This window comes from Fusobacterium sp., from assembly GCF_030528405.1.
Classification (GTDB): Bacteria; Fusobacteriota; Fusobacteriia; order Fusobacteriales; family Fusobacteriaceae; genus Fusobacterium.
This window is the reverse complement of record NZ_JAUMYY010000020.1, coordinates 15794-32798: the sequence shown is the minus strand read 5'-3', so window position 1 is coordinate 32798 and position 17005 is coordinate 15794. Positions and strand designations below refer to the sequence as shown.

The following is a 17005-nucleotide window of genomic DNA, read 5'->3' as shown; positions in this document are numbered from 1 at the left end:
AAATAGATAGAATAAAAGCAAAATACAATATTTTTCCAGAAGTTGCTCTAATCTTAGTAGGAGAAGATCCAGCTTCTAAAGTATATATAAATTCTCAAATAAAGTCATGCAAAGATTTAGGAATAGAAGCCAAGGCTTATCTTTTTGAAAATGATGTAACAGAAAAAACATTACTGGAATTAATAGATAGATTGAATAATGCCCCTTTAGTGGATGGTATAATGTTAAATTTACCTCTGCCAAAACATATGAATGTTACAAAAATTTTGAATAAAATTAATTTAGTAAAAGATGTTGATGGCTTTAAAGCAGAAAATTTAGGATTGCTATTTCAAAATGATAGCCATTTTATAGCTCCGTCAACTCCAGCAGGCATAATGGAAATGATGAAAAGATATAAAATAGATTTAAGTGGAAAAGATGTTGTGGTTATAGGAAGAAGTAATATAGTTGGAAAGCCAGTTGCAGCATTAGTTTTAAACTCTCACGGAACTGTTACTATTTGTAATAGTTATACTAAAAATTTACAGGAGAAAACAAAAAGTGCAGATATCTTAATAAGTGCAGTAGGAAAACCACAGTTTATAAAGGCGGATATGGTAAAAGAAGGTGCGGTAGTAATAGATGTAGGTATAAATAAAGTTGGAGATAGAATTGTAGGTGATGTAGACTTTGAAAATGTGGAAAAAAAAGTATCTTATATAACTCCAGTTCCTGGAGGTATTGGAGCACTCACAGTAGCTATGCTATTTTCAAATATTTTGAAAGCATTTAAAAGAAATAGAGGCATCTTGGAGGTAGAATGAAAAAAGAAGAAAAAAAAGAATTTTATATAGTAGACAGAAGAATTTTACCTAAATCTGTTCAAAATGTTATTAAGGTAAATGAGTTAATTCATAAAATGAAAATATCGAAGTATGAAGCTATAAAGAGAATAGGAATTAGTAGAAGTACATATTATAAGTATAAAGATTTTATAAAACCTTTTTTTGAAAGTGGAGGAGATAAAATTTATAGCATGCATTTAACTATAACGGATAGAACAGGTATGTTATCAGATGTTTTAGATATTATTGCAAATGAAAATATAAATATACTAACAGTTGTACAAAATATGCCAATAGATGGTGAAGCAAAGACAACAATAGTTATAAAAACGACAGATGATATGCTAAAGAAAGTTGAGTTAATGTTGGAAAAAATGAGAAAAGTAAAAGGTGTAAAAGATATAAGAATGACTGGGAGTAATTAAAAAAATTTTTTAAAGTAATAAGGAAGGTGTATGGCTAATTGGACACGTATTTAAATGTGTTAATATTGGTGATTTTAATTTTATTATCTGGTTTTTTTTCAGCTTCTGAAACAGCTTTAACAGCTTATAGGAGCAATAGTTTAGAAAGATTGGATGAAGAAAAGAGTAGAAGGACTTATGATTTATTAAAAAAGTGGCTAAAAGATCCTAATGAGATGCTTACAGGATTGTTAATTGGAAATAATGTAGTAAATATATTAGCTTCTTCAATAGCAACTGTACTTGTAGTGAATCATTTTGGAAAGAATAGCTCTTCAGTTCTTCTAGCAACAGCTATAATGACTATAATGATTTTAATATTTGGAGAAATTACTCCTAAATTAATTGCAAGAAATAATAGTTCAGAAATAGCAGAAATAGTAGTTATTATAATTTATATTATGTCATTTATTTTAAAACCGATTATAGCTCTTCTTATGATAATATCTAAACTTATTGGAAGAATTTTAGGAATTAATTTAACTAGTTCTCAAATAATGATAACTGAGGAAGATATAATTTCTTTTGTAAATGTAGGAAATGCAGAAGGAATAATAGAAGAAGATGAAAAAGAAATGATACATTCTATTGTAACTTTAGGTGAAACAACTGCAAAAGAGGTTATGACACCAAGAACATCAATGCTTGCCTTTGAAGGAAATAAAACAATAAATGAGGTATGGGATGAAATAGTTGAAAATGGCTTTTCAAGAATACCTGTTTATAATGAAACTATAGATAATATCATAGGAATAATGTATGTAAAAGATTTAATGACTTATGTTAAAAGTGGAGACTTAGAAGTCCCAATAAATCAAATGGTTAGAACTACTTATTATGTTCCAGAAACTAAATCTATAATTGAAATCCTAAAAGAATTTAGAAGCTTACAAGTTCATATAGCTATTGTCCTTGATGAATATGGAGGAACTGTTGGTCTTGTGACAATAGAAGATTTAATAGAAGAAATAGTTGGAGAGATTAGAGATGAATATGACAATGAAGAAGAAGAATTCTTTAAAAAAATATCAGAAAATGAATATGAAGTGGATGCAATGATAGACATAGAAACATTAGATAAGGAATTGGATATAGATCTTCCTATATCAGAAGATTATGAAAGTCTAGGTGGGTTCGTAATTAAAGAGTTAGGTAGAATATGCAATGTTGGAGATGAGATAAAGGTAGATAATTTATATTTAAAAGTTTTAGAACTTGATAAAATGAGAGTTTCAAAAGTTTTAATAAAAATATTAGGAAAAGAACAAGAGGGAGAGTAAAATGAAAAAGCACTTTTATACAGGCTTAGTAGTAGTTTTACCATTACTTATAACTTTTTATATATTTAATTGGTTTCTAAAAACAGTTATAAAACTTATAAGTGGTACGGCACTTACAAAACTTATAAGATGGATATTGGATTTAATTTTTAGTGGTCATAGCTATGAAATCCCTTTCCAAATGATAACTTATATTACTTCTATAATATTAATACTATTTTTTATAACTTTGTTAGGATATACCACTAAAATTGTCTTTTTTTCAAAAATTATGAAATATTTTTTAAATTTTATAGAAAAAATTCCAATTATAAAATCTGTATACACAACAACAAAGCAGATAACAGGAATAATATACAACACAGAAGGAGAAGCTACTTATAAAAGAGTAGTAGCTATTGAATATCCTAGGAAGGGTTTATATGCTATAGGTTTTATGACTTCAGAAAAAAATAATATAGTGAGAGAAGCTTTTAACGAAACAGAAATTGCAAATGTTTTTATACCAACCTCGCCAAATCCAACCTCTGGAATGCTTATATGTGTTCCTAAAAATGAAGTGAAATTTTTGAATATAGATACAGAAACAGCCTTTAAATTAATAATTTCTGGTGGTTATGTAACAGAGGAAAGTATAAAGAAACTTAAAACTATTGAAAAAGAAGGAGAATAATTATGAAGAGACTAACTATATTTTTATTATTTACTCTTATAGCTTGTTCAAATAGTAAGAAAGAAGCAAATTATTATTTTATAAAAGGTCTCAATGAATATCAAAAAAATGAAAAAATAAAAGCCTTAGAAAATTATACCAAAGCGTATAATTTGGATAAAAATAATATAGAAATTAATAAAGAATTAGCATTTCTATATGCTGATTTTGGAGATATTGAAAAATCTAAAGAATATTATTTAAAAGCTTTAAAATTAAATCCCAATGATGAAAACATTTTAGAAAATTTATTAAATATTTTTTATAATGAAGGAGATATAGAAAATTTTTCAATATATTTAGAGCAACTTATAGATAAAAATAGTTTACTATATAAACATAGTCGAGCTAAATTGGAGTCAATAAAAAATAAATAAAAATTTTATAATAGAACGGAGATGAACATGGATTTAAAAAAATACGTAGCAAGAGTAGAAAATTATCCTAAGGAAGGAATAATATTTAGAGATATAACACCACTTATGAACTCTGGAGATGCTTTCAAGTACGCAACTGAAAAAATAGTTGAATTTGCTAAGGAAAAAAATATTGAATTAGTTGTAGGTCCTGAAGCAAGAGGTTTTATATTTGGTTGTCCAGTTTCTTACGCATTAGGAGTAGGTTTTGTTCCAGTGAGAAAACCTAAAAAACTACCTAGAGAGGTTATTGAACATTCTTATGATTTAGAATATGGTTCAAATACTTTATGCTTACATAAGGATGCTATAAAGCCTGGTCAAAAAGTTTTAATAGTAGATGACTTGTTAGCAACTGGTGGAACTGTTGAGGCAGCTGTAAAATTAGTTGAGAAATTAGGTGGCATTGTTTTAGGATTAGCATTTTTAATAGAATTGGAAGAATTAAAGGGGAGAGAAAAGTTAAAGGGGTATGATATACTAACCTTAATGAAATACTAAGGCAATCCTTTAGAAAGAAGGTTATATGAAAGAACATATAGATTACTATAATCAACTTGTGGAAGTAATTAAAAATAACCATTTAGAATTGGATTTAGAAAAGATAAAACTAGCACTTATTTTTGCAGAAGAATCTCATATTGGTCAATACAGAAAATCAGGTGATGATTATATAATGCATCCAGTTGAAGTTGCAAAAATTTTAATTGAACTAAAAATGGATACTGATACTATAGTTGCAGGAATTTTACATGATATTGTTGAAGATACTTTGATTTCAATAGCTGATATAAAATATAATTTTGGAGATATGGTTGCTGTTTTAGTAGATGGAGTAACAAAGCTTCAGACATTACCGAATGGAACTAAAAATCAATCAGAAAACATTAGGAAAATGATTCTGGCTATGGCAGAAAATATAAGAGTAATTATGATAAAGTTAGCTGATAGACTACATAATATGAGAACTCTTAAATTTATGAAAGAGGAAAAACAGCAAAGTATTTCAAAAGAAACTCTGGAAATATATGCACCACTTGCACATAGATTAGGTATGGCAAAAATAAAATCTGAACTAGAAGACACGGCTTTCTATTATTTACATAGAAAAGAATTTTTAGAAATAAAGGCTCTTGTTGACAATACTAAGACAGAAAGAAAGGACTATGTAGATGCCTTCATTCAAACTATGGTGAGAACATTATCTGAAGTTGGTATAAAGGCAGAAGTAAAAGGAAGATTTAAACATTTTTATAGTATCTATAAAAAAATGTATCAAAAAGGAAAAGAATTTGATGATATTTATGATCTAATGGGAGTAAGAGTAATAGTAAATACCAAAGAAGAATGTTATCATGTTTTAGGTATAGTGCACAGTAAATTTACTCCTGTACCAGGGAGATTTAAAGACTATATAGCAGTACCAAAATCTAATAATTACCAATCAATTCATACAACAATAGTTGGACCTTTAGCAAAATTTATTGAAATTCAAATTAGAACAAAAGAAATGGATGAAATCGCAGAAGAAGGTATAGCAGCTCATTGGAACTATAAAGAAAATAAAAAGTCTTCAAAAGATGATAATATATATGGTTGGTTGAGACATATAATAGAATTTCAAAATGAGTCTGATACTACAGAAGATTTTATAAGTTCTGTAACAGGAGATATTGACAGAGGAACAGTCTTCACCTTTTCACCTAAAGGAGATATTATCGAGTTACCTGTTGGAGCAACTGTTTTAGATTTTGCATTTATGGTTCATACTCAAGTAGGGTGTAGATATGTAGGTGCGAAAGTAAATAATAGAATGGTACCAATAGACCATAAATTAATAAGTGGAGATAAAGTTGAGATAATTACTTCAAAGAATTCTAAAGGCCCAAGTTTAGATTGGTTAGATGTGGTAGTTACAAATAGTGCTAAAAGTAAAATAAAAAAATTTCTAAAAGATGAAAATAAAATAAATGTAGTCAAAATGGGAAAAGATAGTCTTGAAAAAGAGCTTGGAAGACTCTCAATTTCTTTAAAAGAGGCAGAAGAAGATGAAATTATAAAAAAACATATGGAAAAGAACAATATTACTAATTTAGATGAGTTTTATTACCATGTAGGAGAAAAGAGAAGTAGACTAGAAGTTATAATAAATAAATTTAAAGCAAGAATAGAAAAAGAGAGAGTTGCATCTGTTTTAACTATAGAGGAAGTTCTGAAAAAACAAGAAGAAAGGCAGAAAAAAGGAAAGAGTGATTTTGGAATAGTTATAGATGGTATCAATAATACCCTTATTAGATTTGCCAAGTGCTGTACTCCATTACCTGGAGATGATATTGGAGGTTTTGTAACCAAATTGACAGGAATAACTGTTCATAGAAAAGATTGTAGCAATTTTAAAGCCATGACAGAAAAAGATCCAAGTAGAGAAATTTTAGTTAGTTGGGATAAAAAAATAATTGATACAAAGATTAATAAATATAATTTTAGCTTTGATGTAATAGTTAGAGATCGTTTAAATATGTTAATGGATATAGTTAATTTAATAGGAAATCATAAAATAAATATAACATCACTAAATTCAAATGAAATGAAAAGAAATGGAGAAAAATTAGTAAAAGTAAGAATATCTATAGAAATTAACAGTAAGCAAGAATATGACCATCTTTTAAATAATATCATGAAAATAAAAGATGTAATATCTGTAGAACGTTAGGAGAAGCGATGAAAAAATTACCTGTTACATATAAGTTAGAGGCAAAAGATAATAAAGCAAGGGCAGGAGTAATAACAACAGTTCATGGAAAAATAGAAACACCAGTTTTTATGCCCGTTGGAACACAAGCTAGTGTAAAAACTATGTCAAAAGAGGAACTTTTAGATATAGGAAGTGAAATTATACTAGGAAATACATATCATTTATATTTAAGACCGAACGATGAATTAATTTCAAGATTGGGTGGACTACATAAGTTTATGAATTGGGATAAACCTATTTTGACAGATAGTGGAGGGTTTCAAGTCTTTAGTTTGGGAGATTTAAGAAAGATAAAAGAAGAAGGTGTATATTTTAATTCACATATAGATGGTTCAAAGCACTTTATATCCCCAGAAAAATCTATAAATATTCAAAATAATTTAGGTTCAGATATAGTTATGCTTTTTGATGAATGCCCTCCAGGATTGTCTAGTAGAGAATATATATTGCCATCTATTGAAAGAACTACAAGATGGGCTAAAAGATGTATTGTAGCTCATAAAAATAAAGAAACTCAAGGATTATTTGCAATAATCCAAGGAGGAATTTATGAAGACTTGAGAGAAAAGAGCCTAAATGATTTAAAAGAAATGGATGAAAATTTTTCTGGTTATGCAATAGGAGGTTTAGCCGTAGGAGAACCAAGAGAAGATATGTATAGAATATTAAATCATATAGTTGAAAAATGCCCTGAAGAAAAACCACGATATTTAATGGGGGTGGGCGAGCCAGTAGATATGTTAAATGCGGTTGAAAGTGGAATCGATATGATGGACTGTGTTCAACCTACAAGACTTGCTAGACATGGGACAGTTTTCACTAAAGATGGAAGACTTGTTATAAAAAGTGCAAAATATTCAGAAGATACAAGACCTCTTGATGAAGAATGCGATTGTTATGTCTGTAAAAACTATAGCAGAGCTTATATAAGGCATTTAATAAAAGTTCAAGAAGTTTTAGGTTTAAGACTTACATCATATCATAACTTATATTTTTTAATAAAACTTATGAAAGATTCAAGGCAAGCTATAAAAGAAAGTAGATTTAAAGAATTTAAAGATAAATTTATAAAAAGATACGAAAAGAAATAAAAAGCTTAAAGGAGGGAGAAATGGAAGAAATAATAGACCTACTAGAACAAAATAGATTATCAGAGTTAAAGGAAATACTACTTAATGAAAATCCCATAGATATAGCTGATGTATTTGAAGAGTTTCCTAAAGAGAAGTGTCTGATAGTTTTTAAAATATTACCTAAAGATTTATCCTCAGAAGTATTTTCCTATCTGTCTCCTGAAAAACAACAAGAAGTTATAGAAAATATAACTGACGAAGAGATAAGATTTATCATGGATGAAATGTACTTAGATGACACGGTTGATTTTATCGAAGAAATGCCTGCAAATATAGTTGATAAAATATTAAAAAATACATCATCAGATAAGAGAAAGTTAATAAATCAAATGTTAAAATATCCAGACAATTCTGCAGGTTCTGTGATGACAGTTGAATATATATCTTTTAAAGGAAGTATTACAGTAAAACAGGCAATAGATTATTATAGACAAGTCGCAATTGAAAAAGAGGAAACTGATATTTGTTTCGTAACAGATAATAAAAGAAAATTGGTGGGATTAATATCATTAAAAACGTTAATTTTATCAAATGATGAATCACTAATTGAAGATGAAATGGAAACCAATATTATAAGTGTACAAACTAAAGATGACCAAGAGGAAATAGCTAGTTTATTTAGAAAATATGATATTACAACTATGCCTGTAGTTGATAACGAAAATAGATTAGTTGGAGTGATAACAGTAGATGATATAGTGGATGTTATAGATCAAGAAAATACAGAAGATTTTCAAAAAATGGCAGCTATGAATCCATCAGATCAAGAATATTTAAAAGAGTCTGTTTTTTCTCTAGCGAAACATAGAATAGTATGGCTTCTTGTTCTTATGTTATCTGCAACTTTCACAGGCTTTGTGATTAGAAGATATGAAGCAACTTTGCAGTCAGTGGTTATATTAGCTATGTTTATTCCTATGCTTATGGATACAGGAGGGAATGCAGGTTCTCAGTCATCTACACTTATAATTCGAGGTATAGCTCTAGAAGAAATAGAGTTTTCAGATATATTTAAGGTGATATGGAAAGAATTTAGAGTTAGTTTAATAGTAGGAATGATACTTTCAAGTTTTAATTTCATAAGGCTTTATTATTTTGAAAGAGTTGGATTTGGAATTTCTTTTGTAGTTTGTATAAGTCTTTTTGCAACAATTATAATGGCAAAAGTAATAGGTGGGGTTCTTCCTCTTGTAGCCAAGTCTTTGAAGATTGATCCAGCTATAATGGCTAGCCCTCTTATTACAACTATAGTTGATACAGCAGCTTTAATGGTTTACTTTAAATTAGCAGTGACATTTTTAAATATTTAAAAATTAGAAAGGTAAGTATATGGAAAAAAAAATAGAATTCTTAGAAAATTTTTATGAAATAAGAAATAAATCAGGAAAGGCTCATTTATTTCATAGTATTAATAAAGTTATAAATAGGATAGGAAGCGTAACAGAGTTAGAAAAAATATTTATAAGTAAAGATTACTTATCTTACTTGTCTGAGAAAATGTTTTCAGATGGGAATAAGTTAAAAGATTTTTTTAAAGGTAATAATTCACATATTAGACTGAGTCTTGTGAATGAATTTACTAAAGATTTTGATAGAGATATTGTAAAAGAGATAAAAGAAGATTTTTTGGAGTTAAAGAAATATAATTCTGAAATTTTTTCAGATGTTAGAACAAGAATTGAAAATATTGTGTCAAGTACAGATAAGAAAATAGAAGTTGAGGATTTAGTTTTATTTGAAAATTATCTTAAAAATTGGAAAAGTATGGAAAATAAAATAAGGAATTTTATTCCTGAGGAGTACTACAAACAAAAAGTCAGCTATTTTTATACATCTTTACTTTCTTATGTTAAATTTTTTGAAAAATACAATCAAAATTATGAACTAGCTATAAAATTTTTAGAGGTTAAAGATTAAAAACAAAGAATATAAAATTAGAACAAGACTGTTATTTAGTTTATCTAATATTAAACTATAGCAGTCTTTTATTTTAACTTTATAAATAAATTTGCTATAATAGTGAAAAATATTTTATATGGAGGTAAGAGTATGATATCAACAAAAACTAAAATTGGAAATTATGAGTTCAAAAATTGTTTTATGAATGCAGCAGGAGTATATTGTTATAATCGTGAAGAATTAGAAAAGATAATAGATTCAGAAGCTGGAAGTTTTGTAACAAAAACAGCGACATTAAATATTAGAGAAGGGAATCCAACTCCTCGTTATTATGATACAGATTTAGGATGTATAAATTCTATGGGCTTACCAAATTTAAGCTTTGATTATTATTTAGATTATTTAATTGAGCTACAGAAAACTATACCTGAAAGAACTTTCTTTTTTTCATTAGTTGGATTGTCACAGGAGGAAACTCATAGCCTTTTAAAAAGACTTCAAAAGAGTGAATTTAATGGATTAACAGAGCTAAATCTATCTTGCCCAAATGTACCAGGGAAACCTCAAATAGCATATGATTTGGAGACTACAGAAAAGCTATTAACAGAAATTTTCAAATATTTTAAAAAACCTTTGGGAATAAAGTTACCACCTTATTTTGATATGGTTCATTTTGATCAAGCAGCAGCAGTTTTTAATAAATTTCCTTTGACCTTTATTAATTGCGTAAATAGTATAGGAAATGGACTTGTTATAAATGATGAAACAGTAGTTATAAAGCCTAAAAATGGTTTTGGCGGTATAGGTGGAGAGTATATAAAACCAACTGCTCTTGCAAATGTACATGCTTTTTACCAAAGATTGAAGCCTTCTATTCAAATTATAGGGACAGGAGGAGTTTTAACAGGAAGAGATGCCTTTGAGCATATATTATGTGGTGCAAGTATGGTACAAATAGGAACAACATTACAAAAAGAAGGACCTGCAGTCTTTAAGAGAATAACCGAAGAATTAAAGACTATTATGAAAGAAAAGGGGTATAAAACTCTTGAAGATTTTAGAGGAAAATTAAAATATTTATAGAAAGGTTAAATATGGAAAAAGTGGAAAAACTTGAAGAAAAATTTTTAAATAATATAGGGAAGGTTCTTTGTGAGACAGTTATTCCTGAAATCCCTTTAAAAGAACTGGCAGAAATAGAGAGAAGTATTCAAAAAAAATTTCGTTCAGAACTATGGGCACCATTTATTCAGGCATTAAAAGAATTTAAAATGATAAATAACGGAGATAAAATAGCAGTAGCTATTTCAGGAGGGAAGGATAGTTTGCTCTTGGCAAAGCTCTTTCAAGAACTAAAAAGGGCTAGCAAAACTAATTTTGAGCTTGTATTTATTTCTATGAATCCTGGTTTTAATGAGGAAAATTTGAGAAAATTGGAAAAGAATTTAAAACATTTAAATATACCAGCAAAAATTTATAAGGATAATGTATTTAAAGTGGCAGAAAAAATTGCAAAAGATTATCCTTGTTATATGTGTGCAAAAATGAGAAGAGGAAGTCTTTATTCTAGAGCAGTTGAAATGGGTTGTAATAAATTAGCCTTAGGTCATCATTTTGATGATGTTGTAGAAACAACACTTATGAGTATGTTTTACATGGCAAAATTTGAAACTATGTTACCTAAGTTGAAAGCAGATAATTTTGATATGGAGCTTATAAGACCACTTTATTATGTAGAAGAGCAGTCAATTAAAAAATGGATAAGGGTCAATGGTTTATCACCAATGAACTGTGGTTGTACAGTTGCTGCAGGGAAAACATCTAGTAAGAGAAGAGAAACAAAAGAACTTTTGGCACTTCTTGAAAAAACTAGTCCTAGTATAAAAAAGAGTATAATGCAGTCAGCTAAAAATGTAAATTTAGAAAAAATTCTAGCATGGAAAATTAAGGGGGAGAAATTTTCATATTTAGACAATATTTAGTAAAATTTGAGGAGATTTTATGTGGTTTATATTTGCAATTTTATCTGCAATTTTTGCTGGAATAACTTCAATATTAGCAAAAATTGGAATAGAGGCTATGAACTCTAATTTAGCAACAGCTATTAGGACTGTTGTGGTTATGTTTATGGCATGGATCATAGTTTTTATAACAGGAACACAGTCAGCTATATTTGAAATTAGTAAAAAAAGTTGGGTTTTTTTAATTTTATCAGGAATGGCAACGGGATTTTCATGGCTATGTTATTATAAAGCATTGCAATTGGGAGAGGCTTCAAAAGTGGTACCAATAGATAAACTTAGTATAGTAATTAGTATAGTTTTAGCCTTTGTATTTTTAGGAGAACAGATTACAGTAAAGACTTTATTGGGCTGTTTCATGATTGTTTTTGGAACTTTCATAATGTTGTTTTAATAAAAAGGACCAATGTAAATTTATAATTAAATTACAAAGGTCCTTATTATTTACTTTTCAATTCCTTTTCTTGCAAAGACACCCTGTTTAAAATAATGTTTAATTTCTTTCATTTCAGTCACTAAATCAGCTAGATCAATTATTTCATCAGGAGCATTTCTGCCTGTTAATATTAATTCTGTCTGTTCAGGCTTATTTCTGATTAAAAACTTTATCTCTTCAAGACTTACTAAATCAAACTTAAGAGCTCCAAAAATTTCATCAGCAATGACTATATCGTAATTTTTGCTCAATAAAGCATTTTTAAGACTTTCATAGCCCTCTCTCATAAGTTTTATATCTTCATCGGTGACAAACTCTTTCTTTCTTATAAAGACTCCTCGCCCATACCTTTCATGCTTTACTGTGGCAAAACTTGCAATGGTTTTAATTTCACCATAATCAGTCCCCTTTAAAAATTGACAGAAAAAAATTTTAAAATTATTTCCGACAGCTCTTGTAATAAGACCTAAAGCGGCTGTAGTTTTTCCTTTACCATTTCCAGTATATATTTGTATATAGCCTTTTTTCATATTTCACCATCTTTCAATTGAGTTCTCTTGTTACATTATTAATCCATTTTTTACTTTTAAATCTCCAAAGACCAAAAGGAAGTTTTACTATTTCATCAGACATAATTAGAAAATAGACGAATTTTATAGGTAATTTTAAATAGAAAGCTGCGATAGCAGAAATTATAATAGACCAGCCCCAAAGAGAAATAGCATCTAAATAAAGTGCATATTTTGTATCTCCTCCAGCTCTAAAAACACCTACTATGAGCGTGACATTTAATCCCTGAAATAGAATGTAATAAAGTAAAATTTTAAGAGAGAATGCTAAATATTCTCTAATCTCATCAGTCATAGCATAGTTTTTCATAATGAAAGGACTTATGAAAAAAATTAAGAAAGCCCCTATCAAGCTGAAAATAAAAGTTGTATACAAGAGGTTTCGCGCATAAATTTCAGCAGTTTTATAGTTATGTGAACCAATTTCTTTACCAACCATTATGGCAGTTGTATTTGCTAATCCAAAACCAACAACCATTGCTAGTTGTCTGACAACTCCAGTTATAGAATTAGCGGCTATGATAGCTGTACCTAATCTACCTAAAATAGCTACACTAGCTGCAACACCAGCACTCCATAAAACTTCGTTTAATATGGTAGGAGTGGCAAACTTGAAAAAATCTTTTTTTAAAAATAAGTCTTGATTCAGAATATATTTTATCTTCAATTTGACTGTATTATTTTTTAAATTGTAGTAAAGAGCTATTAAAAGTTCAATAAATTTCGCAACTAGTGTACCAACAGCAGCACCTTCTATTCCTAGTTTAGGTAACCCAAAATTTCCAAAAATTAGAGCATAATTAATTATAAAATTAACAATTAAAGATATAGCATAGATGACAGTAGAAATTAAAACATTTTCTACGCTCCTTATCATTACAAGATAAACTACAGAAATAGATGAACTTAAATATGAAAAACTAACTATTCTTAAATACTTAGTTCCTTCCTCTATTATAGAGAAATCATTTGTAAATATTCTCATAGTATATTTAGGAAAGAAAAAAGCTAGACTAAAAAAAAGAAAACTTAGTATAAAAGATAACTTAATAGCAATACCCATTATTTTTTCTATGGATTTAAGATCTTTTTTTCCCCAATATTGTGCAGTGAGAACAGTAGCGCCAGAACCTATTCCAAATAATAAAAGGATAAGTATAAATTGAATCTGACTTGCAAGAGAAGCAGCAGAGAGTGCAATTTCATTTAACTTACCAAGCATAATAACATCTGTACTAACTACTCCAACATTTATGAGATTTTGCAAAGCCATTGGAATAGTTAGAGCAAACATAGTTTTAAAAAAAGATTTGGATTTACTCATTTCTAGGTTTTCCTTGTTTTTTCTGCAGAAGAACAGTGCAATATGATTTTACACCTTCTTCACTTCCAGTGAATCCTAAATTTTCTTCAGTTTTTGCTTTGACATTTATTAAGTCAATCTCAATTTGTAAAATTTTTGCTATACTTTTTCTAATATCATCTATATAAGGTCTTAATTTAGGCTTTTGAATAACGATTATAGAGTCAATATTTACAATCTCATAACCTTTTTCTAACATTATATTATTTATTTTCTCTAAAAGGATTGAACTTTTTATATCTTTAAAATTTTCATCATTATCTGGAAAATGTAATCCTATATCTCCTAAACAAAGGGCACCAATTATAGCATCAGTTATTGCATGTAATAGTACATCCCCATCTGAATGTCCTAAAACCCCTCTTGTATGAGGCACTTCAAAGCCTCCTAACATCAATTTTCTTCCTTCAACAAGTCTGTGTACATCATATCCATTACCTATTCTTAACATATTTCTTCTCCATTATAATAAATATTTCTGTATGTTTCCAAAAGCTCATCAGTAGTAATTGTAGAAGTTCCGACCTTAGCAACAACAACTCCACCAGCGGCATTTGCAATTTTTGCAGCTTCTTCCCAAGTAGCACCAGCAGCTTTTGCCAAAGTAAATACGGAGATTACAGTATCTCCAGCTCCAGTCACATCATAAACTTCTTTTGCATAGGTAGGAATATTGTGTATATTTTCATCATAGAGAGTCATTCCTTCTTCACTTCTAGTTATAAGTACAGTTTCAAAATTAAATTTTTCCTTTAATTCTTTTCCTATTATATCAATATTAACTTGAAAAGATTTTTTAGCAGCCAAGTATGCTTCTTTTTTATTTGGCGTGATAGACGAAGCTCCGATAAAATTTTTTATATTTTTTGGTTTGGGATCAACAGTTACAATTATATTATTTTTTTTACAAAGCTCTATAATTTTTTGAGATAGACTTGGAGTTAAAAGTCCTTTATCATAGTCTGATAAGATTAATGCATCTAGATTTTTTATCTTTTTTTCCAGATTACTAATTATTTTATTTTCTTGTTTCTCATTTATATGAAATTCTTCTTCCCAATCTAATCTCAAAAGTTGTTGATTTCCCGCTAAAACTCTTTTTTTAATAATAGTAGGTCTGTCATCACATTTTAATATAAGTGAGGTATCCACATTTTTTTCAAAAGAGTTTATAAGTTTATCAGCATTTATGTCATTTCCAACGATGCCACCACAGATTACATTGACCCCTAATGTTGAGAGATTGTTTACAACATTTGCGGATCCACCCAAGACAAATTTTTCTTTTTGGATTTTAACAACAGGAACAGGAGCTTCTGGAGAAATTCTTTCCACTTTTCCTATAACATATTCATCCAGCATTAGATCACCAATAACAGCAATTTTTATATTTTTAAAATTCTCAATAAGTTTACATATTGTCATAATAAAAGAACTCCTTTTTATAAAAATAAAGCAATATATTATAAATAATTATAACATATTGCCCTTATTAAGTCATAAAATTTCTTTTTATTCTTTAGCTTAAAAAATTAAGATTTATTATTCCTCGATTTCAACTTTTAATTTTATATACATATCAGAATTTTCGTTTTTCTTTGAAATATTTTTAAAGAAAAAACCTAAAATAGGTATATCTCCTAAGAATGGAACCTTACTTTCCATAGCTTGTTTTATTGATTTTTTTAAACCTCCTAGCAAAATTGTATCACCATTTTTAGCCCTAACTTTAGTTGAAAGAGTTCTTCCAATCTTAGATCCACCTTCTGAATTATAAGTTCCAGAATTAATTTCACCTACATTTAATAAATTTTTTTTAAATTTAAAGTTACTTAATTCAATACTTATGTCCAAAGTTATTTCATCGTTTTCTTTAATAAGAGGTTTGACCTTTAATATTAAACCTGCTTCTTTAAAAATAGGTTCAGTTATATAGGTTTTATTATTATCATCATTTTTAGAATTTCTTTCTCTTTTTTCGCCAACTATAACTTCTTCTGTTACTTTAAATTCTCCTTCTTCACCACTTGCAATTAATATTGTTGGAATTGAACTTATAACTAGATCATTAGTAGCCTCAAGTAAATTTATACCAACATTTAGGATATCTGATTTACTATTAAATTGACGAAGTACTGCTACTTGGGTTCCAAAGATATTTCCAGTTGCGACATTGCTAACAGATCTTAAAACATTTGCTTTTAGCGTATTAGGTCCTTTATAACTACTATCATTTTCACTATAGACCCAATCAAAACCAAGTTCTTCAAATAGATTATTAGAAATATCTAAAATTTCAGATGTAATTCTTACCTGTCTTGGATTTTCATCTAAATCTCTTATGATTTTTTTGGCACTTTCAAGAACATCTCTTTCTGCTACTATGATGATTTTATTATTTTTTGGAAGTGTACTAACTTTTATATTATTCCCAAGACTTTCTATTAGAATATTTTTAATCTCTTCAGTAGAAATATTATAAAGAGTAAAATTTTCAGTATAGTACAATTTTCCATTATCTTCAAAAAAACTTGATGTATTTTTAATAAAATTTTCTTTTTGATTGGGAACAAGAGGTTCTAGACTTATTTCCCACGAAAATATATTTTTATTTATATTTATTATTTCACCTCTACTATGAAAACCTTTCTTTGAAAATTTAGCAACATAAATAGACTTAGGGATATTATCAATAATAATTAAACCATCTTTATTTGAGCTAGCTTGTATAAGTGTAGAATCTTTTAGACTTAAATTTACATTTTCTAAAGGTTCATTAGTAAGAGAATCTCTAAGTGATATTATTATTTTTCCCTTGTTTTCTTTATTTTCATTTTTGAGAGATAGTATGGTGGTATTTAAATTTTTACTCAATGACAAATTATATGCATCTGCAATGACATATAAGATTGTGTCAATATTATCTCCGCTCTCAAAATATGCATCAATTATTATATTTTTTGCTTCTTTTGATGCTATTATGTTTTTACCACTTTCCTTTGAAAGTATGTTTAAAACATCATACAGAGGCATATTTGAAATGTCGATATCCTGTTTGATTTGATGTGAAAAAGAAATTGAAAAAAATATGAGAAAAATAAAAAATAATTTTTTTTTCATTTTATCAGTC

At 28.2% G+C, this 17005-nt stretch carries 18 protein-coding genes; 13 read left to right on the top strand and 5 right to left on the bottom strand.

Going from position 1 to position 17005, the window contains the following annotated elements; all coding sequences use genetic code 11:
• Positions 1 to 2: 2 nt before the first annotated feature.
• The 13 genes from Q4A58_RS04840 to Q4A58_RS04780 all read left to right on the top strand — a co-directional run bounded on the left by Q4A58_RS04840 (position 3) and on the right by Q4A58_RS04780 (position 11901).
• Entirely contained in the window at positions 3 to 806 is an 804-nt protein-coding gene (locus Q4A58_RS04840) for a bifunctional 5,10-methylenetetrahydrofolate dehydrogenase/5,10-methenyltetrahydrofolate cyclohydrolase (protein ID WP_303116995.1), read from the top strand.
• Positions 803 to 1252 (top strand): ACT domain-containing protein, encoded by a 450-nt coding sequence (locus tag Q4A58_RS04835; protein WP_303116994.1) that lies wholly within the window; start codon positions 803 to 805, stop codon positions 1250 to 1252. Before Q4A58_RS04840 ends, Q4A58_RS04835 begins: the two co-directional genes overlap by 4 nt.
• 38 nt (positions 1253 to 1290) lie before the next feature.
• The gene (locus Q4A58_RS04830; RefSeq protein ID WP_303116992.1) at positions 1291 to 2571 is read left to right on the top strand and encodes a hemolysin family protein; all 1281 of its coding nucleotides are present in this window, start codon (positions 1291 to 1293) and stop codon (positions 2569 to 2571) included.
• Position 2572: 1 nt separating this feature from the next.
• Complete coding sequence (locus Q4A58_RS04825; protein ID WP_303116989.1) at positions 2573 to 3244, top strand: DUF502 domain-containing protein; 672 nt, start codon at positions 2573 to 2575, stop codon at positions 3242 to 3244.
• Positions 3245 to 3246: 2 nt separating this feature from the next.
• A complete protein-coding gene (locus Q4A58_RS04820) occupies positions 3247 to 3660 on the top strand; it encodes a lipopolysaccharide assembly protein LapB (protein ID WP_303116986.1) in 414 nt (137 codons plus the stop codon).
• A gap of 27 nt (positions 3661 to 3687) precedes the next feature.
• A complete protein-coding gene (locus tag Q4A58_RS04815; protein WP_303116983.1) occupies positions 3688 to 4200 on the top strand; it encodes an adenine phosphoribosyltransferase in 513 nt (170 codons plus the stop codon).
• 37 nt (positions 4201 to 4237) lie between these two features.
• A complete protein-coding gene (locus tag Q4A58_RS04810; protein WP_303116998.1) occupies positions 4238 to 6412 on the top strand; it encodes a bifunctional (p)ppGpp synthetase/guanosine-3',5'-bis(diphosphate) 3'-pyrophosphohydrolase in 2175 nt (724 codons plus the stop codon).
• An 8-nt stretch (positions 6413 to 6420) separates the two neighbouring features.
• Positions 6421 to 7545, top strand: coding sequence for a tRNA guanosine(34) transglycosylase Tgt (gene tgt, locus Q4A58_RS04805; protein WP_303116981.1), 1125 nt, complete (start codon positions 6421 to 6423; stop codon positions 7543 to 7545).
• A gap of 20 nt (positions 7546 to 7565) precedes the next feature.
• Positions 7566 to 8897, top strand: coding sequence for a magnesium transporter (mgtE, locus tag Q4A58_RS04800; RefSeq protein ID WP_303116979.1), 1332 nt, complete (start codon positions 7566 to 7568; stop codon positions 8895 to 8897).
• A 19-nt stretch (positions 8898 to 8916) separates the two neighbouring features.
• On the top strand, positions 8917 to 9504 hold the full coding sequence (locus Q4A58_RS04795) for a hypothetical protein (protein ID WP_303116977.1): 588 nt from the start codon (positions 8917 to 8919) through the stop codon (positions 9502 to 9504).
• Positions 9505 to 9636: 132 nt separating this feature from the next.
• Positions 9637 to 10569 (top strand): dihydroorotate oxidase, encoded by a 933-nt coding sequence (locus Q4A58_RS04790; protein WP_303116975.1) that lies wholly within the window; start codon positions 9637 to 9639, stop codon positions 10567 to 10569.
• A gap of 11 nt (positions 10570 to 10580) precedes the next feature.
• On the top strand, positions 10581 to 11468 hold the full coding sequence (locus Q4A58_RS04785) for an ATP-binding protein (RefSeq protein ID WP_303116973.1): 888 nt from the start codon (positions 10581 to 10583) through the stop codon (positions 11466 to 11468).
• A 19-nt stretch (positions 11469 to 11487) separates the two neighbouring features.
• Positions 11488 to 11901 (top strand): EamA family transporter, encoded by a 414-nt coding sequence (locus Q4A58_RS04780; RefSeq protein ID WP_303116972.1) that lies wholly within the window; start codon positions 11488 to 11490, stop codon positions 11899 to 11901.
• 50 nt (positions 11902 to 11951) lie between these two features.
• Here the strand turns inward: Q4A58_RS04780 and Q4A58_RS04775 are convergent, their stop codons facing one another.
• From Q4A58_RS04775 to Q4A58_RS04755, 5 genes are all read right to left on the bottom strand, one after another.
• Complete coding sequence (locus tag Q4A58_RS04775) at positions 11952 to 12473, bottom strand: cob(I)yrinic acid a,c-diamide adenosyltransferase (RefSeq protein WP_303116970.1); 522 nt, start codon at positions 12471 to 12473, stop codon at positions 11952 to 11954.
• Between the two features lie 13 nt (positions 12474 to 12486).
• Positions 12487 to 13836 carry an MATE family efflux transporter gene (locus Q4A58_RS04770; protein ID WP_303116967.1) on the bottom strand — a complete coding sequence of 450 codons (1350 nt, stop codon included), beginning with the start codon at positions 13834 to 13836 and terminating at the stop codon, positions 12487 to 12489.
• On the bottom strand, positions 13829 to 14326 hold the full coding sequence (ispF, locus tag Q4A58_RS04765) for a 2-C-methyl-D-erythritol 2,4-cyclodiphosphate synthase (RefSeq protein ID WP_303116965.1): 498 nt from the start codon (positions 14324 to 14326) through the stop codon (positions 13829 to 13831). Before ispF ends, Q4A58_RS04770 begins: the two co-directional genes overlap by 8 nt.
• Positions 14320 to 15300 (bottom strand): D-glycero-beta-D-manno-heptose-7-phosphate kinase, encoded by a 981-nt coding sequence (gene rfaE1 / locus Q4A58_RS04760; RefSeq protein WP_303116963.1) that lies wholly within the window; start codon positions 15298 to 15300, stop codon positions 14320 to 14322. The genes ispF and rfaE1 overlap by 7 nt, the downstream gene beginning before the upstream one ends.
• 117 nt (positions 15301 to 15417) lie before the next feature.
• Positions 15418 to 16995 (bottom strand): secretin N-terminal domain-containing protein, encoded by a 1578-nt coding sequence (locus Q4A58_RS04755; RefSeq protein WP_303116961.1) that lies wholly within the window; start codon positions 16993 to 16995, stop codon positions 15418 to 15420.
• Between the last annotated feature and the right edge of the window lie 10 nt (positions 16996 to 17005).